This is a genomic window from Pseudobutyrivibrio sp. YE44, assembly GCF_900104335.1.
Classification (GTDB): Bacteria; Bacillota; Clostridia; order Lachnospirales; family Lachnospiraceae; genus Pseudobutyrivibrio.
In genome coordinates this window covers 117,180-136,493 of the sequence record NZ_FMXT01000002.1, presented here as the reverse complement: position 1 = coordinate 136,493, position 19,314 = coordinate 117,180, and the positions used below count along the sequence as shown (strand labels likewise).

The 19,314-nt window shown below is 40.5% G+C and carries 19 protein-coding genes; 12 read left to right on the top strand and 7 right to left on the bottom strand.

What is annotated here, in order from left to right; translation table 11 throughout:
- Positions 1-49: 49 nt before the first annotated feature.
- From BLR54_RS04835 to prfA, 6 genes are all read left to right on the top strand, one after another.
- Complete coding sequence (locus BLR54_RS04835; RefSeq protein WP_090417537.1) at positions 50-781, top strand: hypothetical protein; 732 nt, start codon at positions 50-52, stop codon at positions 779-781.
- Between the two features lie 78 nt (positions 782-859).
- Entirely contained in the window at positions 860-1,696 is an 837-nt protein-coding gene (locus BLR54_RS04830; protein WP_090417535.1) for a hypothetical protein, read from the top strand.
- A 165-nt stretch (positions 1,697-1,861) separates the two neighbouring features.
- Positions 1,862-2,068, top strand: coding sequence for a 50S ribosomal protein L31 (gene rpmE / locus BLR54_RS04825; RefSeq protein WP_028234873.1), 207 nt, complete (start codon positions 1,862-1,864; stop codon positions 2,066-2,068).
- Positions 2,069-2,297: 229 nt separating this feature from the next.
- Positions 2,298-3,227, top strand: a complete 930-nt coding sequence (locus BLR54_RS04820; protein ID WP_090417533.1) for a DUF1385 domain-containing protein — start codon at positions 2,298-2,300, stop codon at positions 3,225-3,227.
- Entirely contained in the window at positions 3,228-4,058 is an 831-nt protein-coding gene (prmC, locus tag BLR54_RS04815) for a peptide chain release factor N(5)-glutamine methyltransferase (protein ID WP_090417530.1), read from the top strand. It abuts the gene before it with no gap.
- A 145-nt stretch (positions 4,059-4,203) separates the two neighbouring features.
- Positions 4,204-5,277 carry a peptide chain release factor 1 gene (gene prfA, locus BLR54_RS04810; RefSeq protein WP_090417528.1) on the top strand — a complete coding sequence of 358 codons (1,074 nt, stop codon included), beginning with the start codon at positions 4,204-4,206 and terminating at the stop codon, positions 5,275-5,277.
- Between the two features lie 606 nt (positions 5,278-5,883).
- Here prfA and BLR54_RS04805 read toward each other — a convergent pair.
- On the bottom strand, positions 5,884-6,321 hold the full coding sequence (locus tag BLR54_RS04805) for an aspartate carbamoyltransferase regulatory subunit (RefSeq protein WP_090417526.1): 438 nt from the start codon (positions 6,319-6,321) through the stop codon (positions 5,884-5,886).
- Positions 6,322-6,337: 16 nt separating this feature from the next.
- Positions 6,338-7,252, bottom strand: coding sequence for an aspartate carbamoyltransferase (gene pyrB, locus BLR54_RS04800; RefSeq protein WP_090417524.1), 915 nt, complete (start codon positions 7,250-7,252; stop codon positions 6,338-6,340).
- An 88-nt stretch (positions 7,253-7,340) separates the two neighbouring features.
- Between pyrB and priA the strand changes: the two genes are divergently transcribed.
- Positions 7,341-9,572, top strand: coding sequence for a replication restart helicase PriA (gene priA / locus BLR54_RS04795; protein WP_090417522.1), 2,232 nt, complete (start codon positions 7,341-7,343; stop codon positions 9,570-9,572).
- Positions 9,573-9,621: 49 nt separating this feature from the next.
- Complete coding sequence (gene def, locus BLR54_RS04790) at positions 9,622-10,116, top strand: peptide deformylase (protein ID WP_090417520.1); 495 nt, start codon at positions 9,622-9,624, stop codon at positions 10,114-10,116.
- 99 nt (positions 10,117-10,215) lie between these two features.
- On the opposite strand, the gene BLR54_RS04785 is transcribed toward def, so the two are convergent.
- The 5 genes from BLR54_RS04785 to BLR54_RS04765 are packed head-to-tail and all read right to left on the bottom strand — an operon-like array spanning position 10,216 to position 15,069.
- Entirely contained in the window at positions 10,216-10,851 is a 636-nt protein-coding gene (locus BLR54_RS04785) for a response regulator (protein WP_090417518.1), read from the bottom strand.
- Positions 10,848-11,843 carry a sensor histidine kinase gene (locus BLR54_RS04780; RefSeq protein WP_090417516.1) on the bottom strand — a complete coding sequence of 332 codons (996 nt, stop codon included), beginning with the start codon at positions 11,841-11,843 and terminating at the stop codon, positions 10,848-10,850. Before BLR54_RS04780 ends, BLR54_RS04785 begins: the two co-directional genes overlap by 4 nt.
- On the bottom strand, positions 11,833-12,996 hold the full coding sequence (locus tag BLR54_RS04775) for an ABC transporter permease (protein ID WP_090417514.1): 1,164 nt from the start codon (positions 12,994-12,996) through the stop codon (positions 11,833-11,835). Before BLR54_RS04775 ends, BLR54_RS04780 begins: the two co-directional genes overlap by 11 nt.
- Entirely contained in the window at positions 12,983-14,128 is a 1,146-nt protein-coding gene (locus BLR54_RS04770; RefSeq protein ID WP_090417512.1) for an ABC transporter permease, read from the bottom strand. Before BLR54_RS04770 ends, BLR54_RS04775 begins: the two co-directional genes overlap by 14 nt.
- Positions 14,128-15,069 carry an ABC transporter ATP-binding protein gene (locus tag BLR54_RS04765; RefSeq protein WP_090417510.1) on the bottom strand — a complete coding sequence of 314 codons (942 nt, stop codon included), beginning with the start codon at positions 15,067-15,069 and terminating at the stop codon, positions 14,128-14,130. The genes BLR54_RS04770 and BLR54_RS04765 overlap by 1 nt, the downstream gene beginning before the upstream one ends.
- Before the next feature lie 267 nt (positions 15,070-15,336).
- Between BLR54_RS04765 and fmt the strand changes: the two genes are divergently transcribed.
- The 4 genes from fmt to BLR54_RS04745 are packed head-to-tail and all read left to right on the top strand — an operon-like array spanning position 15,337 to position 19,292.
- Positions 15,337-16,272, top strand: coding sequence for a methionyl-tRNA formyltransferase (fmt, locus tag BLR54_RS04760; RefSeq protein WP_090417508.1), 936 nt, complete (start codon positions 15,337-15,339; stop codon positions 16,270-16,272).
- The gene (gene rsmB, locus BLR54_RS04755) at positions 16,259-17,530 is read left to right on the top strand and encodes a 16S rRNA (cytosine(967)-C(5))-methyltransferase RsmB (RefSeq protein WP_090417506.1); all 1,272 of its coding nucleotides are present in this window, start codon (positions 16,259-16,261) and stop codon (positions 17,528-17,530) included. Before fmt ends, rsmB begins: the two co-directional genes overlap by 14 nt.
- Entirely contained in the window at positions 17,509-18,573 is a 1,065-nt protein-coding gene (gene rlmN, locus BLR54_RS04750; protein WP_090417504.1) for a dual-specificity RNA methyltransferase RlmN, read from the top strand. Before rsmB ends, rlmN begins: the two co-directional genes overlap by 22 nt.
- Positions 18,573-19,292 (top strand): Stp1/IreP family PP2C-type Ser/Thr phosphatase, encoded by a 720-nt coding sequence (locus BLR54_RS04745; RefSeq protein ID WP_090417502.1) that lies wholly within the window; start codon positions 18,573-18,575, stop codon positions 19,290-19,292. Before rlmN ends, BLR54_RS04745 begins: the two co-directional genes overlap by 1 nt.
- Positions 19,293-19,314 lie beyond the last annotated feature (22 nt).

The following is a 19,314-nucleotide window of genomic DNA, read 5'->3' as shown; positions in this document are numbered from 1 at the left end:
CAAGTAGGGGTATATTGCATTATGAATGCATTGAAAGGACAGTAGTATAATGAAGTTATTTAAAGCTGCTAAAATAATAAAGTATTCTTGTATTTTTATACTGATTTCTTTTTTCTGTATAGCATGCTCAAAATCATACAAGAATATTGGGGAAGAAGAGACATCATGCAGTCTGAACAATGTTGTGTCCGAAGACAATGAAAAAGATTTAAGTATACAACCACCAAAAGAAGAAAAATCAGATGTGCTAAACCAAGGATATATACCAGTTGCTAATAATCCGTTCTTTTTTCAAGCTAGTGAAAAAGAGTATATGTATGCTGTTAAACTATTCTTTAATGAGGATATCACAGAAGTACCTGTAAAGTTGTCATATATAAAAAGTTATAATAATGGGGATGTGTATTCTTTAGCGATTCAGCATGAAGATTGTCTAGAAAGATATTATTATGATGTATTGGATAGATTTGATATTGGGACTTTCTATGTGACAGATGAAGACATATATCTTTTGCTTCAATGCGAGGATATTCCAGATGAAGAACAATTTATTTCTGATGGATTACTAGTATGCTCAGAAAAAAATATGGATGAGAATATTGATGGACTTCATCTGAAACTAAAGAACGATGAAGAAACCTGTAGTTTTTATTATGATAACACGCTTACAGAAAGCGGATATTATTTTTCATACAAATGGACAAAAGAAAAAGGCTTAACGCATTTTCGCTCGGGATATGGCGCGGAGGGTTCGCCTATAGAAATAGAATTAAAAGAATAATAGTATGGATGATGCTTTCCTTGGAGAATTGTATTTATAAGATAATTTAATGAGGATGGCTCTTACATGAGGTTTAATATGTATTTGAAAAAAAATATAGTTTTGTCTTTACTTTTAATAATGTCTATAAATGGGTGCTCAAAAAATGAAGTGATAGAACCCAAAGAGCAAATTCAGAAAAATGAAGAAAAAGTATCAAAAGAGCAATTTCAGGAAGCTGAAGAAATAGAAAAAGCTCCGTATGACTCAACAGATTTAACACAGTATGATATTATTTATAATCAGAGAAGCGTATGGGAAATAAAGGATTCAACCATTAAATCTTCATATGGAGAGCTAATTGAATACGAAGATTATGGTAATGCAATAACTGACTTAGATGGTGATGGATATTTAGAGATAATTGTTTCAGGTTGGGCTGGTACAGGACATTTTTCTACTAATAAAATATTCGAATGTACTGAAGACAACAGGCTTCAAGAATGGAATCTGGATAATTTTGCATATGACTACTCGGAGCCAGATTTGTTATTACAGAATGAAATCGATGGATTACATAGTGATTCATCTATAGAAAATATTGTTATTTTCAGAGACAAAGATGAAATGTCATTTTTGATACTAAAAGATAAAGAATTCTGGGGCGCCGAAGGTGGAGAAACTTGTTATTTTAAAGTGACAATTAATGACAATGCATTATCCAGTCAGTTGTTAGGATATAAACAAGAAAATGTAAATGACGGCTTGTATTTCTACGATAGTAGTGAAAATTTGATATCAAAAGAAGAATTTGACTCATTGTTAAAAGAATCATATGTTGGAGCTAAGAAATCTAATTTGAGTTTAAAATGGTTTTATGATGTTACTGCTGAGAACATCGAGGATTCATATAATCAAAATAAATGTCAAGATTAGGATGACACAGAAGGTGGTGTAGGGAAAAAAGTCCCTATTGCAATTTGTGTAAATGCATGGTATAGTTATAGAGCTGTTAATCGGGATGAAATGCGATGACCTCGCGTTTTTAGCAGTACTTACAGTTGGAAATTGTAAACATTTATTAAATGAGAGGTGAAAATCATGAGACAGGGTATCCATCCAGATTACTATCAGGCTACAGTTACTTGCAACTGCGGTAACACATTCGTAACAGGTTCTACAAAGGAGAACATCCACGTAGAAATTTGTTCAAAGTGTCATCCATTCTACACAGGCCAGCAGAAAGCTACACAGGCTCGTGGACGTATTGACAAGTTCAACAAGAAGTATGGTATCGACGCAAAGTAGTCATCCGTATGGACTTTTAAGGGTTGAGATTCGTCTCAGCCCTTTATTTCGTATTAAACGTAAACCTGAATAATTCAGGTATATAGGTTTGATAATTATTATGGATTATAGATGAGCTGGTAGCCATCAAGCTCTTAGATTTCTCAAGCAAAGCTTTCTATAGCTGAGCGGAGAGATACTAAGGCTTGTAGGCGTAACCAGCGGACTATATGATTATAGAGGGTATATAGTGAAATATTCAGGGATAGGTGGTCAAGCTGTCATGGAGGGTGTTATGATGCGCAACGGTGACAAATATGCCGTAGCAGTCAGAAAGCCTGATAAAGAGATAGCAGTTGACGTTAAAAATACAAAAGACACAAATAATATATGGCATAAGCTTCCAATCATCAGAGGTGTTGTTTCATTCATAGAATCCTTGGTGATTGGCCTTAGCACTTTGATGTATTCAGCATCTTTTTTTGAAGATGAGGATGATCCAGTTGATAAGTCAAAGCTTTCTGAGGAAGAGCTTAAAAAGCTTGAGAAAAAAGAAAAGGCAGAAATGGGAGGCACCTTGGTTCTTTCCTTTGTCCTTGCACTTGGAATATTCTTAGCGTTGCCATATTTCTTATCGCTTGCGTTGAACAAGTATATATCTTCGCAAGCACTAATTGCCTTTATAGAGGGAATCATAAGAATTTCCATCTTTATTGGTTATGTTGTGGTTATTTCCAGAATGGAAGATATAAAGCGCACCTTTATGTATCATGGTGCAGAGCATAAATGCATTAATTGTGTAGAAGCAGGAAAGCCTCTCACCGTTGAAAATGTACGAAGCTCTACCAGATTCCATAAGAGATGCGGAACAAGTTTCATTTTTATTGTATTTATAATTTCGGTTTTTGTTTTTATGTTCATCCGGTTTGATAATACTTGGATTAAGCTTGGTGCCAGATTGCTCTTGGTTCCAATTATTGCAGGTATTTCTTACGAATTTATTCGTTTAGCCGGCCGCTATGAAAATGCGGTAGTAGATTTGATTTCAAAGCCTGGCTTATGGCTACAGCGTTTGACTGTTATGGAGCCAGACGATGATATGATAGAAGTTGGTATTGCTTCTGTAGAAGCCATATTTGATTGGAAAAAGTTCCAAGAGGAAAATGAGGGTTCTTTCTAAATGACATATAGACAAGCTTTAGAAAAAGGAATACTTTTATTAGAATCTGAGAATATTGCTGATGCAAAAATCGATGCTTGGTTGTTACTGTCTTTTGTCACACAGCTTAGCAGAGCAGATTATTTCTTAAAGCAGAACGAAGTTATTGATGAAATAGCTTTATACAAATATAAAGATTTATTATTAAAAAGAGCTAGCCACACTCCTTTACAGCACATCACTGGCGAGCAGGATTTCATGGGAATTACATTTTGGGTAAATGAGAATGTGCTCATCCCAAGACAGGACACTGAAACTTTGGTAGAAGAGGCTTTAAAGGTGATTCCAAGCGGCAGTCACATTTTGGATTTGTGTACTGGCAGCGGATGTGTTATTATTTCTCTTGCTGTGCTTGGTCAGGGCTATTCAGGCATCGGTGTTGATATATCCGATGAAGCTCTTACCGTTGCCAGAGAAAATGGCAACAGGCTCGTTGGAGCAAAGGTTGTATTTGAAAAGGGAGACCTTTGGCAGCCAGTCAGTGGCAGATTCAATGCCATAGTATCAAATCCTCCTTATATCCGCTCAAAGGATATTGAGGAGCTTGAAACAGAAGTTAAAGATTATGAGCCAAGACTTGCTCTTGACGGAACAGAAGATGGCTTGTATTTTTATAGAGAAATCACAGCCCACGCACCTGAGTATCTCAGCGAAGGTGGATGGCTTTTGGTGGAAATTGGATACGACCAAGGCCCAGACGTAAAAGCCTTATTCGAGGCTGCGGGTTTCAAAGACGTGGAAGTCGTTAAGGACTTAGCGAAAAACGATAGAGTAGTAAAGGGTCACTTGTAGCGTCCTAATAAGCTCTTAATATGGATGTAACTTTAGAGTATTTGGTCTGCAATTTATAATATCTATTTGTGAGAGTATAGTTTTAACGATGAGCAAATAGATATTATAAATTGCAGACAAGATGAAATAACATGGAGGTTTTAGCATGTTTGATAGATTAGAAGATTTAGTACTTAGATATGAAGAGGTTATGAACCTTCTTTCTGAGCCAGATGTTGCAAATGATAATGCACGTTTTAGAGCGCTCATGAAGGAGCAGTCAGACCTTGCCCCAATCGTAGAGGCATATAAGCAGTATTCAGCTCACAAGCAGAATATCGAGGATTCTCTTGCACTTCTTGAGGAAGAGACAGATGAAGAGATGAAGGAGCTTGCAAAGGAAGAACTTAATGAGTCAAAGGCTGAGGTAGAGCGTCTTGAGCAGGAGCTTAAGATCCTTCTCCTTCCAAAGGACCCTAACGATGACAAGAACGTTATCGTGGAAATTCGTGCAGGTGCCGGCGGTGAAGAGGCAGCTCTTTTCGCAGCAGAGATTTATCGTATGTACGTACACTATGTTGAGTCACGCGGATGGAAGGTTGAGCTTCTTGAAGCAGACGAGACAGGTATCGGTGGTATGAAGAACATCGAGTTCATGGTTAAGGGAACTGGTGCATATTCAATCCTTAAGTATGAGTCAGGTGTACACCGTGTACAGCGTGTCCCTGAGACAGAGTCACAGGGTCGTATTCAGACTTCTACATGTTCAGTGGCAGTTATGCCTGAGGCAGAGGAAGTTGATATCCAGATTGACGAAAAAGATATCCGTATCGACGTTATGCGTGCTTCTGGTAACGGTGGTCAGTGTGTCAACACAACAGACTCAGCTGTTCGTCTTACTCACTACCCAACTGGCATTGTAATCTACAGCCAGACCGAGAAGTCACAGCTTCAGAATAAGGAAAAGGCTTTCGCACTCCTTCGTGCAAAGCTCTACGATTTAGAGTTACAGAAGCAGCAGGATGCTGAGGCAGCAGAGCGCCGCTCACAGATCGGAACAGGTGACCGTGCCGAGAAGATTCGTACTTACAACTTCCCACAGGGCCGTGTAACCGATCACCGCATCAACCTTACACTTTACAAGCTGGACAAGATCATGGACGGCGACATCCAGGAAATCCTCGATGCCCTCATCGCAGCCGACCAGGCTGCAAAGCTTGCGAAGATGAACGATAAGTAAATTAAAAATGGCCCTTGCAATCGCAAGGGTCATTTTTGATTTGCCACGACGCAGCCCCATTGCCGAAGGCAATCCTAATGGCTGCGTCTTCCCGTTTTATTGTCCCTTTCTTTTTTTCATAATAAGACCGCCCCGCTCCGTCCTAGTATCATCCCCATTCTCCTGCACAATCACAAAATGTTGATTTTCTAAAGTTGCGTGTCGCTTTTTTTATTAGTGAGTGTGCTTTCCATTCTTTGCACTTTTATCGCTACAGTATGTATTGTTCAGACACACACTAACTATAAGTAATTCTCTATCAGACTATATACATATTAAGTGTCTGATTTATGAAGACACTTAATATGTATATAGCTGATAGGAGAATTAATGAGAATTACTAGTGTCTGAGTAATAAATACAGTAGCTTCAAAGTGCAAAACCAAGGAAAGGACACTCACATAAAGCTCCACTAGCAGCTTAAGAAAATCTAACATTTTGCTCTAATGCTGCATGAGAACTGGGGAGGATACTAGGACAGAGCGGGGCGGTCTATTTAAGTATATAGAAAGGGACAATAAAATAGCGGCCCCTAGAGATACTAGGAACCGCCGAGGATATGTGTGTTTATTTGTGTCCGGTGTATTTCTCTTCGCAATATTTGCAGCGGTAGACTTCGTTTTCTTCGTCGGTGAGGATGAAGATTTGGTCTAGGCCCTGTTCTACGGTGCTGATGCATCGTGGGTTTTTGCAAGAGATTACGTTTTTAATTTCACGTGGAAGAGTGAGCTGTCGCTTCTCAACGATGGCATCATCCTTTATGATGTTGCAGGTGATGTTGTGGTCGATGAAGCCTAGGATGTCTAGGTCAACGCGCTCGATAGGACATTCGATTTTGATAATGTCCTTACGTCCCATCTTGTTGGACTTTGCATTCATAATCATGGCTACGGTGCAATCGCAACCAAGGTTGGCTAAATGCAAATCGTTGTATATTGTCATTGATTCGCCGGCCTTAATGTGGTCTAATACGAATCCTTGATGAATTCCACTAATATTTAACATACTTTCAGGCTCCCTTCTATATCAGTTCAAGCAGTGTGAGTATCAATGCCATTCTGATATATACACCATATTTTGCTTGATTAAAGTACATTGCTCTTGGGTCATCGTCTACGTCCACGGAGATTTCATTTACACGTGGAAGCGGATGGAGCACCATCATATCTTTTTTAGCTAAGCGCATTTTCTCAGGTGTCAGGATGAAGAAATCCTTTAAGCGAATGTAATCCTCTTCGTTGAAGAAACGCTCACGCTGTACACGTGTCATGTAGAGGATGTCCAGCTCGCCCATTACATCGTCTAAGCTGTCTACTTCTTTGTATTCGTATCCATTTTTATCAAGCACATCCTCACGGATATATTCTGGAACTCTCAATTCCTCTGGTGAAATAAGCACGAACTTGATACCAGGGTAGCGAACAAGAGCGTTGATGAGAGAGTGAACGGTACGTCCAAACTTTAAGTCACCGCAAAGTCCGATGGTAAGGTCTTTAATTTCGCCACGTAGGCTACGAATGGTAAATAGGTCTGTGAGAGTTTGAGTTGGATGCTGATGACCACCGTCACCGGCGTTGATAACTGGAATAAGAGATCGCTGAGATGCGACAAGTGGAGCGCCTTCTTTCGGATGACGCATAGCGCAGATATCTGCGTAAGAAGAAATAACACGAATAGTATCGGAAACACTTTCGCCCTTCGCTGCGGAAGAGGAATCGGCCGATGAAAAACCAAGGACAGAACCACCAAGATTAAGCATGGCAGCTTCGAAAGAAAGTCGTGTACGAGTACTTGGTTCGTAGAAGCAGGTAGCAAGCTTTTTGCCGTGGCACTTTTCGCTGTAAGCATCTGGATGATTTTTGATATCATCCGCCAGGTCCATAAGCTGCTCTAGCTCGTCTCTAGAAAAATCTAGAGGGCTCATTAGATGACGCATAGGTATCCTCCCATTAATTATTTTCAAATTGTCTACATTCTACCATATTGAATTCAAAAAGAAACCCTTTTGTGCTAAAATATTTTTCATGAAATACGCAGACATTATTATTGATATTTCTCACGAGAGATTAGATAAGACATTTGAATATATAGTGCCAGATGAGCTTGAGGAGGCTGTTACTGAAGGTGTACAGGTGGTTATTCCTTTTGGTCAGGGAAACCGCGCCATCACAGGATATGTGGTGGGACTTCATGACAAGCCAGAGTTCGATGTTACTAAGCTGAAGCCTATTGCCAGAATCATGAAAGATAGCATTGCAATAGAGTCTCAGCTTATTTCTTTGGCTGCCTTTTTAAAGCGCAACTATGGTTCCACCATGAATCAAGCTTTAAAGACTGTCATTCCTATTAAGCGTCGTGAAAATGAAAAGCTTAAAAAGGAAATCAGCTTGAATGTATCCTTGGAGCAGGCAAAGATTGAATTGACTGAGCTTCTTACAAAAAAGAATCATGCAGTGGGTAAGGAGCGTCTTTTAAAGGAGCTTCTTACAGTGGATGTGCTTGATTGGGAGCTTGCCACAAAAAAGCTTCAGATTCCTACAGCAAACATTCGTGATTTAGAGAAAAAGGGGATTGTAAAGGTAGAGTCTGTTCGTACCTTTAGAAATCCTCATATCAATAAAGATGCTGAGGCGAAGCACATAATCCTTAATGAAGAGCAGGAGGCTGCTGCTGAGAAGATTAAGGCTGAAATAGACATGGGAAAGCGTAAGACCTATCTTATCCACGGCGTTACCGGTTCGGGCAAGACAGAGGTCTATATGGACGTTATGGACCATGTGATTCAGATGGGGCAGCAGGTTATTGTTCTTATCCCAGAGATTGCCCTTACCTACCAGACAGTTATGCGCTTTTATACCAGATTTGGAGACAAGGTAAGCATCCTTAATAGCCGAATGTCACCGGGTGAGCGTTTCGACCAGTTTGAGAGGGCTAAGGCTGGGGATATTAGTATTATGGTGGGCCCACGCTCGGCTCTGTTTACTCCATTTAAGAATCTTGGTCTTATTATTATTGACGAGGAGCATGAGCCTAGCTACAAGTCTGAGGTTATTCCTAGATATCACGCCAGGGAGACTGCGGTTTATAGAGCAAAGCTGGCAGGGGCATCAGTGATTCTTGGTTCGGCCACTCCAAGCTTGGAGGCCTATAGCAGGGCTCAGTCGGGTGAATATGATTTAATTACCCTTGCAAACCGTGCTAGGGGTCAGGATATGGCATCTGTTGAGATTGTGGACCTTAGAGCAGAACTTTCCAGCGGAAACCGTTCTATGCTAAGTCGTCGCCTGCTGGAGCTTATGGCAGATAGACTTAATAAAAAGCAGCAGATAATGCTGTTTTTAAATAGACGAGGCCTTATGGGATTTGTTTCTTGTAGGGCTTGTGGCCATGTGCTAAAATGTCCTCATTGCGATGTGGCATTGCATCTTCACAAGGATGGCAGTATGAAGTGTCATTATTGCGGCTACACCACAGTGGCAGCGAAGACTTGTCCAAGCTGTGGCAGCAAATATATTGGTAGCTTTAAAGCTGGTACCCAGCGTTTAGAGGAAATGGTGAAGCAAGCCTTCCCGCAGGCAAGGGTGCTTCGAATGGATGCAGACACCACAAAGGGCAAGGATGGCCATGAGGAAATCCTGTCAGCCTTTGCAGCCCACGAGGCAGATGTGCTTATTGGCACCCAGATGATTGTTAAGGGGCATGATTTTGCTAATGTAACCTTGGTGGGAATCGTTGCTGCAGATATATCCCTAAACGAAAGTGATTATCACAGTGGTGAGCGAACCTTCCAGCTTCTTACCCAGGCTGTTGGCCGAGCAGGAAGAGGCAGTGAGCCAGGGGTGGCTGTTATTCAGACCTATCAGCCAGACAACTACGCGGTGGTCACTTCAGCGGCCCAGGATTATGACAGCTTTTATGGTCAGGAGATTGCCTTCAGACGATTGCTTTCATATCCGCCAAGCTCACATATCCTTGGTATACAGGTGAGCTGTGAGGTCCAAAAGGACGCTGTGGCCCAGGCAGATATAATTGCATCATTAATAAGGCAAACAGATGAAAAAATTGTTATAATGGGTCCAGAGGATGCTTACATCGGCAAGTTGAAGGATGTTTATCGCCGAGTGATTTATGTCAAGGATGATGACTACGATAGGCTTGTGAGAGTTAAGGATACCATTGATAAATTTTTGCTAGAGCAAAAGCAATATAGAAATACCAGTACTTGGTTTGATTTTGATCCAATTAACACCTTGTAAAAGCTTACGCTGACTGATGAGGTGTAAACAATAGAAAGGAAAAATAAAAATGGCATTATTAGAAATAAGAGAGTGGGGCAAAGATGATGTGCTTTTAAAGGTGTGTAAGCCTGTAAAGCTTTTGACACCACGTCTTAAAACACTTATAGACGATATGTACGACACAATGTACGATGCAGACGGCGTTGGTCTTGCAGCTCCTCAGGTTGGAGTTCTTAGAAGAATCTGTGTTATTGATATCGGAGAGGGTCCAGTTACACTTATTAATCCAGAGGTTCTTGAAACATCTGGTGAGCAGACAGGAAACGAGGGCTGCCTTTCAGTTCCAGGAAAGACTGGCCAGGTTACTCGTCCAAACTACGCAAAGGTTAAGGCTTTAAACGAGGACATGGAAGAGTTTATCGTTGAAGGTGAAGGTCTTATGGCTCGTGCACTTCTTCACGAGATTGATCACCTTGATGGACATATCTACACAGAAAAGGTGGAAGGCCAGCTTTATGATGTAGAGGATTTAATGGAAGAGATTGAAGAAGAGGAAGAATAAAAAACTGCTTCATTATTAAGAAGGTTAAAAAAGAATAATAAGGCTTCCCCTTGAGGGGAAGCTGGCAGCGGAGCTGACTGATGAGGTGTCAGCTCTTTTTTAATTGTTTTTCAAATAAAAGATTGCAAGTTGTGTGCGGTCTCTCAGATTAAGCTTTTCAAGAATAGATGAAAGATAGTTTCTAACTGTTCCCTCTGAAAGGAAAAGCTTCTGGGAGATTTCTTTATTGGAAAAGCCGTCAGCAACTAACTGAATGACTTCGTATTCCTTTTCTGAAATATCGTATTTACGATAATCGAATTCATCACCCGCAGAAGACTGAGCCATAAGCGTTGGAAGCTTGTCTACCACAGCTCCGCCAAAGACACTTTGGCCATCAATGGCTGCATGTAGGGCGGCAGGAAGGGATTTGTAATCCTGCTTTAAAAGATAGCCTTTAACTCCAAGCTTTAGAGCCTTAACGATGTATTCGTCGTCGGAAAAGGTTGTTAAAAACAGGATGGTTGCATCCTTATGGTTTTTCAGAATTTCCTCAGCAGCCTCAAGTCCATTCATATCCGCCATTCGGATATCCATCAAAAGCAGGTCTGGTTTCAACTCTTCATAGAGAGACACTGCCTCCCGGCCACTATTTCCTTTTCCTATTACTTGAAAGTCTTCATCTGCATTGATGATCATTTCAAGTGACATTGTGATTAGTTCGTCGTCATCGATTAGTAATATTTTCTTTTTCATAGTGGTAACCTCGCAAAGACAGTAAATCCGTCGTTGGTATAAAAATAGGCATCGCCTCCAAGGGAAAGGGCTCTTTGTTTAATGTTATTAAGCCCGATGCCGTCAATATTTTCTGTTCCAATTTTAAGCTTTGTTTCTTGAGTAATTGTACCATTATCGTATATGGAAAGGGTACAGAAGCTGTAATTCTGATGGAGGATGATGGTGACGCTATCCCCATTTGAATGTTTAACAATATTTGTGACAGCTTCCTTTAAAATTCCAATCAAGGTAAGTTGTACGTTCTTAGGTAAATTCCCATCTAAATCTAATTCCGTATTTACGTTAAAGCTTGATAGCTCACCAATTATATCTTCAAAGTTTTTCTTTAGGTCGATGGAGTCGTCATGTAAATCATGAACAGAGCTTCGCATCTTTGCCATGGATTCATCCAAGGTGTCTGCCAGCATCTTTAGCTGTGGCTCAAGGTTTTCATCCTTGTTTACAGTGTTGATAGCTCCAAGGAGAAGGATGGCACGGGATAGAAGGTGTCCAACATTGTCATGGATTTCCCTGGCGATTCTGTTTCGCTCTGAAAGAGTGGCTAGGCGAACCTGTTGGTCTTGTTCCTCTAATAGGCGTCTGTTTTTATCCTTTAAAACAGACTCCAGCTCAATGCTGTCATCACGAGTGCGATGAAGCTGGAATTTGTATTCCGTCATTTTTTCATAGAAGAAAACTGAAAGGTAATAGAAGCAAGCAAGCAGAAAAACCAAGCATAAGTAAAAAGCTAGTGAAGCTGGCTTCCTTGAAAAAATGTAGCTTGCGGTGGCAAGGAAGGATATTGCTGAAAACAGTCTGGAAATAAGCTTGTTTGAAATAAGAACATCGATTTCCAAAAATAAAAAAACGCAAATTGACATTACGACTGAGCCAGTCGTAATGCCATTTGCATTTATAAGTAGTGTTAATCCTGTTGCCGCTAGAAAGCGGATAATAACATCATATAGCATATTGTTCCTTTTTCCTTGAAATGATCATCCCTGCTGTAAAGAACGCTAATGCAAAGAGGATTTCTATAAATAAATAAGTTCCGAATTTCTTACATATAATACTGTTTGTTGGTGTATCGTTTATAAATTTGATAGCTGTGGTGTACCAGTAAAGAGGCATGAAGTGTGCTGCCTTTACAATTGATGCTGATAGATACTGGGTATCTACGAACACGCCACAAAGGAAGCTCATAGATAGTACCAACATGTTTGCAACCATGTTTATAAGGTTTTCGTTGGAGGTAAGTGAGCAAATGAAATATGACATGCCAAGACCAACAAACATAAGGCTGAAGGTATCTAAAGCGTAGTAGAAAAGCTTGTCATTTGCATATTGCCTGCTCATAAGGGCTATTACTATAATAACCACACCTGTGATGGCAGCACCGATAAAGAATACTGCTGAAATAGTTGCTGCATTTCTTGTGAAGAAGTGCATACCACTAACGGAAATACGATTGCTTACATCTCTATCCTTCATAAAGGTGAGAGTGCATGCGCAGCAGATGCAAAGAAGCATTAACAGTGTGTAGCCATTGAAGGTGAACATTCCTGTGTAGAAGGAACGATGGTTCTTTGCAGATTTATCAATTAATGTGGCCTGTGTATCGTTAAGCTTTACCATCTGGTCATGGGTGAGTGCAATTGCTTCATCCTCACTGTAACCACTATTTAAATATATCACAATATCCTCTAAATAGTCATTAAGCTTCTCTGTTAAAAGGTATTGGGAAAGTGTGGTGCCAGGGGCAATGTAGGAAAGAGCATTTTCAGTTTTGCCAGCTTTAATATCTTCTTCAAATCCCTCTGGAATAATCAATGCATACTCGTAGATTAGGAAGCGTACATTGTCGTTCATAACCTGAGGATCATCTGTCTTTGGGTCCACAACCTCTTGGGTTTCTTCTAAATAATTTACAAGGGCTTTACTGAGGGCTGAGTTATCCTTGTCAGTGACAGCCACCTTTACAGTTACCTCTTCAAAAGCATCTTCCTGAGTGGAAGCTGTAGCTCTTGCCTGCATATTTCCAAAGACTGTAAAGATTGTAAGGTAAACCACGATGGTGGTGATGTTTGCTTTTAATGATTTTATTATTGCATTAAAGACTGACATATTTTCTCCTCCTTAAAAGGAATGCGCTGATGATAAGACATCCTACCACCATACAGCTCATAATAGTAATATCCTGGTAGTACATTGTTGTTTTGCCGTAGGTGGCTCTTGTGTATAGACAATCCACCAAAAGGGCTGCTGGGTTAAGTCTGTTAAAGATTGGGCAAATAGTTTCAACGTACTGCTTTATTTGATGCCACATAAGGCCGCTGAAGAAGGAGCAGATCATTGTGAAGCAAAGTGGAACAACAATGAGTAAATGCTGATTCTTGATAAAGGAACCAATAAGTACACCAGCGGAAACACCAAGGGCACTGCCAAGTGTTGTGATTAAAATAATGTTCCAAATTGGAGCCCCAAGGTTTATCTTTAAAATCTTTTGAACATACACAACAACCACTGCATTTGAAATAGCTTGCAGAACTATTGCTGAACAGATGCCAGAAACAATTGCCATTAGCTTGCTGGTAGGAGAGCATTCAAAGCGCTTTCCTTGTTCTGTCATATTGGCACATAAGCCTTCAAGGATTGCTGTGCTAATCCATGAGCTGAAGAGGGAGGACATGGCAATCAGTGCGAAGAAGTATTGAACGTATGGCGAGGTGTTGTTGCCAAAATCGTATTCTGACATTACAGATAGGTTTTCTGTAACCATATCCATTGCTTTCTCAATATTCTCAGGATGGTCAGCAGCGATGGATTCTATTACGCCTTTTTTGTTTTCGTATTCTCTTACAATCTGATTCATGATTGTTGCGTGATAGCCGTTCTTTGGAACTATAGTTTCAATCCCATCGGAAGATTCCACATAGAATCCAAAAACATCTTCTGAAGTCATAGCTTTAAGAGCCTTTTCTTTAGAATCATATTTGTGTAAAGAAAGCACAGCCACATTATCGTCAGTAGCTTTTGTCAATTCCTCTAGGACAGTTTCAAAGCTGGAATCTTCTTGATTCGTATTTACGTATCCAACTTCTGTAGTATCGAAGTTGTCTGGGTCATCTTTAATAAGATTTCCGAAGCCTAAGTAGAAAACTGTTGCAAGCACTATAGGGAACAGGAAGTTCCAACCCACCATATACTTGTTACGGATTATGGCTTTAAAGTTGTATAAGAAAATTCTTCCGAACATTAGTCTCTAAGCTCCTTTCCTGTGATTTCAAGGAATACATCGTTTAAAGTAGGAAGTTCTGTGGAAACATGTCCAAATGGAATGTTGTTGTCTGTAAGGTAGCTAAGCACATGTACAAGATTGTGCTCGCCACCATCACACTTGATGACTAAATCATCACCATCTTCCTTAATCTTATATACGTGGTTGATTTCCTTTAAGCCTTTAATAATATCCTCGGACTTATTTGGAAGATTAATGCGAATTGTTTCTCTATTCATAAGTGAAGACTTTAGCTCTGTAGTGGTTCCGTTGGCAATGTTTTTGCCGTGGTCCATAATGACAACTCTTGTGCAAAGGTCCTCAACTTCTTCCATGTAGTGAGAGGTGTAGATGATTGTGGCACCATCACGATTCATCTTTTTGATTCCCTCAAGGATGGCATTGCGGCTTTGTGGATCAACTGCAACTGTAGGCTCGTCGAAGATAATAAGCTTTGGCTTGTGAGCGATTCCGCAAGCGATGTTAAGTCGTCTTAGCAAACCACCTGAAAGCTTCTTTGGCTTGTACTTTTTGTATTCTGTAAGTCCGGTGAATTCTAAGGCTTCTTCTACGTATTGCTTTCTAAGCTTCTTATCTCTGATGTAGAGGCCACAGAAGAAATCAACATTTTCATAAACATTCAATGTATCGATTACTGCTACGTTTTGCATAACGACACCAATCTGTGATTTGATGTCGTAGGCTTCTGGTTGCATCTCCTTGTCGAAGATGGTAACTGTTCCCTTGTCATATTGAAGAAGAGATAGGAGACAATTGATAGTTGTTGTTTTTCCTGAACCGTTTGGTCCAAGGAGTCCAAGGATTTCTCCTTCTTGAACGTGTAATGAAAAGTGATCTACTGCTACGTTCTCTCCGTAACGCTTTACTAAATTGTCAATTGCAACGATATTTGTATTCATATTTCAAATCTCCTTTTAGATTTTGTGTTCCTGTTTGTTGTTCTGTGATTATAATACCTATTGCAAGCGGACAATTACAGTGAACTGTGTCATAAATGTGGGATGACAAATGTCACAAGCCAATATGATTAAAGACATACTGGGGTTAAGTATTCTCAAGAAATGGGAAATTGTACAAAAGGGTTCTAAAATGGTAAACTTACTATGTATGACTTTGGGCTGGTGTAAGGCCAGCACAATCTAACTAGTTTGAAAGGACTATAGATAATGAAAGTAGTATTCATGGGTACACCGGATTTTGCGGTGGAGACACTTAAAGCTATATATGAAGCTGGACATGAGGTTATTCTTGTGGTGAGCCAACCTGACAAGCCAAAGGGACGTAGCGGAAAGCTTCAGCCTACTCCTGTAAAGGAGTTTGCTATGGAGCATGATATCCCAGTTTATCAGCCAGTGAAGATTCGCGCTGAGGAGTCTGTGGAATATCTTCGTAATTACGAAGCAGATGTTTTCGTAGTGGCAGCCTTTGGTCAGATTCTTCCAAAGGTGATTCTTGATATGCCACGTCTTGGCTGCGTAAATGTACACGGTTCACTTCTTCCAAAGTACCGTGGTGCAGCTCCAATTCAGTGGGCAGTTATTAACGGTGAAAAGGTTTCAGGAAACACCACTATGCTTATGGGTCCAGGTCTTGATGATGGAGATATGCTTCTTAAGTCTGAGATTGAGCTTGCAGCAGACGAAACAGGTGGTAGCCTTTTTGATAAGCTTGCCCTTGATGGTGGAAAGCTTGCTGTTAAGACTATCGAGGCTCTTGATAGAGGTGAGATTACACCAGTTCCTCAGGATGAATCACAGGCTACACACGTAGGCATGATTTCTAAGGATATGGGAAATATAGACTGGACAAAGCCTGCGGTAGAGATTGAACGCCTTATTAGAGGTCTTAATCCATGGCCTTCAGCTTTTTCATTTATCGATGGAAAGCAGATGAAGTTCTGGAAGGCCACAGTTGTAGATAAGGCTGGCGAGGCTGGCACAATCCTTGAGGTTGATAAGAATGGATTCACAGTAGCTTGTGGCACACAAGCACTTGAAATCAATGAGCTTCAGCTGGAGGGTAAGAAGAGAATGCCAGCAGGAGACTTCCTTAGAGGTTACCAGCTAGAGACAGGTAAGAGGTTTGTAAATGGCAGGGATTAATATCAGAGAAATATCAGCTGATACTTTGGTTGAAATATTGGAGCATGGCCAGTTCTCTCATATATATCTAAAGGCTGTATTGGATAAATATGGCTACCTGGAAAAAAACGAGAGAGCCTTCATCACTCGCCTTGTAAATGGTGTGGTTGAAAGAAAGCTAGAACTGGATTTCATCATCGACCACTATTCAAAGACAAAGGCTAAGAAAATGAAGCCTCTCATTCGCACAATGATGAGAATGGGTGTCTTTGAAATATATTATATGGATGCAGTTCCTGATTCTGCCACCTGTAATGAATATGTTAAGCTTGCTAAGAAGCGAGGCTTCGCTGGTTTGTCAGGCTTTGTAAATGGAGTGCTTCGAAGCATTGCCAGGGACAAAGGTGGAGTAGAGATAAAGGATTTGTCTATAAAGTATTCCATTCCACAGTGGATTGTGGATAAGTGGACCGCTGATTATGGTAAGGATAAGGCAGAGGAGATTGCAGCAGGATTTTTCAAACAGCAGGATCTTTGCGTGAGAGTTAATTCTTCCAAAATCAGTCGAGAAGCTTTAGCAGAAAAGCTTAAGGCACAGGGAATTACAGTTCGTATATGCGAATCAGTTCCTTCAGCCATTTATATATCAGATTATGATTCTTTAAACAGCATTCCAGAGTTTAAAGCAGGATTTTTCTACGTGCAGGATTATTCTTCACAGCTGGTGGCTCAGCTAGCAGATATAAAAAAGAATGACAGCGTCATCGATGTTTGTGCAGCACCTGGTGGCAAGGCTCTTCATTGTGGCGAGCTTGCATCAGAAGGAAGGGTTGTTGCTCGTGACCTGACAGAGCAAAAGGTTGCCCTTATTCAGGAAAACATCACTCGCACAGGAGCTACAAATGTCACAGCCCAGCAGTGGGATGCTACAGTTTCTGATGAGGCTGCAGTTGCAGGCTTTGATGTGGTAATAGCTGATTTGCCATGCTCAGGTCTTGGCATCATCAGAAAAAAGCCTGACATTAAATACAATCAAAGTCAGGAGACGTTAACAGAGCTTGAAGATTTACAGCAGCAAATCTTAAACACTGTATGTGAGTATGTAAAGGATGGAGGCACACTGTGCTATAGCACTTGCACCATCAACAAGTCAGAAAATGAAAATCAGGTAGAAAACTTCTTACAATCACATAAGGAGTTTAAAATAAAAGAAATGAAACAGCTCTTTCCAAATGAAGAGCACGATGGATTTTTTATATGTGTAATGAAAAAGAATTAGTTGACCTTAGGTCTTTAAACTTAACAGAGCTTACGGATTTTGTTACCAACGAGCTTGGGGAGCCAAAGTTTAGGGCAAAGCAGCTTTATGAGTGGATGCATCAGCATCTTGCCTTAGACTATGAGGAAATGAAAAATATTCCAAAGTCTCTTAAGGAAAAGCTTGCAAACAGCTGCAACTATCATAATCTAAAGCAAATTGATTGTCAGATTTCAAAAATTGACGGAACCAGAAAGTATTTGTTTGAGCTTTATGATGGTCAGATGGTAGAGAGCGTATGGATGAGCTATAAGCATGGCAATTCTGTTTGCATCAGCTCTCAGGTAGGTTGCAAGATGGGATGTCGATTCTGTGCATCCACCCTTGATGGTTGGGTCAGAAATCTGACGCCTTCAGAAATGCTTGGCCAGATTTATATGATTCAAAGAGACACTGGTGAGCGAGTTTCCAATCTTGTGGTTATGGGCACTGGTGAGCCTATGGACAACTATGACAATATAGTTAAGTTTGTTCGACTTCTATCAGATGAAAATGGCCTTAATATTTCCCAGAGAAATATTACAGTTAGCACCTGTGGAATAGTGCCGCGTATTAAGCAGCTGGCAGAGGAGGATTTGACAATTACACTTGCCATTTCACTTCATGCTCCAAATCAACAGAAACGTGCGGAGCTGATGCCAATTGCAAATAAATATGAAATACATGAATTGATTGATGCCTGCGAATACTACTTTAAAAAGACCGGGCGTCGAATAACTTTCGAGTATTCATTGGTTGGTGGAGTCAACGATAGAGATGAGGATGCAGCAGAGCTGGGACAGCTTATAGGGCATCTGAATTGTCACGTAAATCTTATTCCTGTTAACCCTATTAAGGAGAGAGATTTCGTTAGTCCTACAATGGATAGGGCCTACGCTTTCCAAAAAAAGATTGAAAAATACGTGAATAATGCTACTATTAGAAGGGAAATGGGTCGCGATATAGACGGGGCCTGTGGACAATTGAGAAAGCGTAAAATGGACGCTTCGAAAGGGACTATTTAATGATAAGTTATGGTATAACTGACGTTGGCATAAAGCGAAAAGTCAACCAAGACACGGTTTATGTCAATGACAGCGGAGTTGGTAATTTGCCTAATTTATATATCGTTGCCGACGGCATGGGCGGAGAGCTAGCAGGCGATTATGCTTCTGCCAAATGCGTGGAAATGGTAGTAAATGGCATTACAAATTCTAAAGAATCAGAGCCTGTAAAGCTTCTTGAACAGGCAATTCAATCAGCCAACCAAACAATAAATACAGAATCTAAAACCGATCCGAACAAAGCGGGAATGGGCACCACACTTGTTATTGCTACAGTTATAGATGGACATCTTTATGTGGCAAATGTTGGAGACAGCAGGCTTTATGTAGCCACCTCCACAAAGCTTTTGCAAATCACCAAGGATCACTCGGTGGTTGCAGAGTTGGTTCGAACTGGCGAACTTGACGAGGATGATGCACGCACTGACAAGCGAAAGAATATGATTACCAGAGCTGTTGGTGCAGAAACCAAAATTAGTCCGGACTATTTTGATGTTGTTTTAAAGGGCGGAGAGCGAATTTTACTTTGCTCCGACGGCCTTACAAATATGGTGGAAGATAGAGATATTTATTCTATCGTTACTGACAATGGCTCATTGGAAGCCAGAGCTAAAAAACTTATTCGACTTGCAAATAGTAATGGTGGTAAGGATAATATTTCAGTTGTTGTTATAGAATAGAAATCTTAGTTAGTAAAAGGAG

Excerpts from the sequence above, each read along its gene's own strand:
- BLR54_RS04835 (WP_090417537.1), top strand. The coding sequence starts at position 50 with ATGAAGTTATTTAAAGCTGCTAAAATAATAAAGTATTCTTGTATTTTT.
- BLR54_RS04830 (WP_090417535.1), top strand. The coding sequence starts at position 860 with ATGTATTTGAAAAAAAATATAGTTTTGTCTTTACTTTTAATAATGTCT.
- rpmE (WP_028234873.1), top strand. The coding sequence starts at position 1,862 with ATGAGACAGGGTATCCATCCAGATTACTATCAGGCTACAGTTACTTGC.
- prmC (WP_090417530.1), top strand. The coding sequence starts at position 3,228 with ATGACATATAGACAAGCTTTAGAAAAAGGAATACTTTTATTAGAATCT.
- prfA (WP_090417528.1), top strand. The coding sequence starts at position 4,204 with ATGTTTGATAGATTAGAAGATTTAGTACTTAGATATGAAGAGGTTATG.
- BLR54_RS04805 (WP_090417526.1), bottom strand. The coding sequence starts at position 6,321 with ATGTTAAATATTAGTGGAATTCATCAAGGATTCGTATTAGACCACATT.
- pyrB (WP_090417524.1), bottom strand. The coding sequence starts at position 7,252 with ATGCGTCATCTAATGAGCCCTCTAGATTTTTCTAGAGACGAGCTAGAG.
- priA (WP_090417522.1), top strand. The coding sequence starts at position 7,341 with ATGAAATACGCAGACATTATTATTGATATTTCTCACGAGAGATTAGAT.
- def (WP_090417520.1), top strand. The coding sequence starts at position 9,622 with ATGGCATTATTAGAAATAAGAGAGTGGGGCAAAGATGATGTGCTTTTA.
- BLR54_RS04785 (WP_090417518.1), bottom strand. The coding sequence starts at position 10,851 with ATGAAAAAGAAAATATTACTAATCGATGACGACGAACTAATCACAATG.
- BLR54_RS04780 (WP_090417516.1), bottom strand. The coding sequence starts at position 11,843 with ATGCTATATGATGTTATTATCCGCTTTCTAGCGGCAACAGGATTAACA.
- BLR54_RS04775 (WP_090417514.1), bottom strand. The coding sequence starts at position 12,996 with ATGTCAGTCTTTAATGCAATAATAAAATCATTAAAAGCAAACATCACC.
- BLR54_RS04770 (WP_090417512.1), bottom strand. The coding sequence starts at position 14,128 with ATGTTCGGAAGAATTTTCTTATACAACTTTAAAGCCATAATCCGTAAC.
- BLR54_RS04765 (WP_090417510.1), bottom strand. The coding sequence starts at position 15,069 with ATGAATACAAATATCGTTGCAATTGACAATTTAGTAAAGCGTTACGGA.
- fmt (WP_090417508.1), top strand. The coding sequence starts at position 15,337 with ATGAAAGTAGTATTCATGGGTACACCGGATTTTGCGGTGGAGACACTT.
- rsmB (WP_090417506.1), top strand. The coding sequence starts at position 16,259 with ATGGCAGGGATTAATATCAGAGAAATATCAGCTGATACTTTGGTTGAA.
- rlmN (WP_090417504.1), top strand. The coding sequence starts at position 17,509 with ATGTGTAATGAAAAAGAATTAGTTGACCTTAGGTCTTTAAACTTAACA.
- BLR54_RS04745 (WP_090417502.1), top strand. The coding sequence starts at position 18,573 with ATGATAAGTTATGGTATAACTGACGTTGGCATAAAGCGAAAAGTCAAC.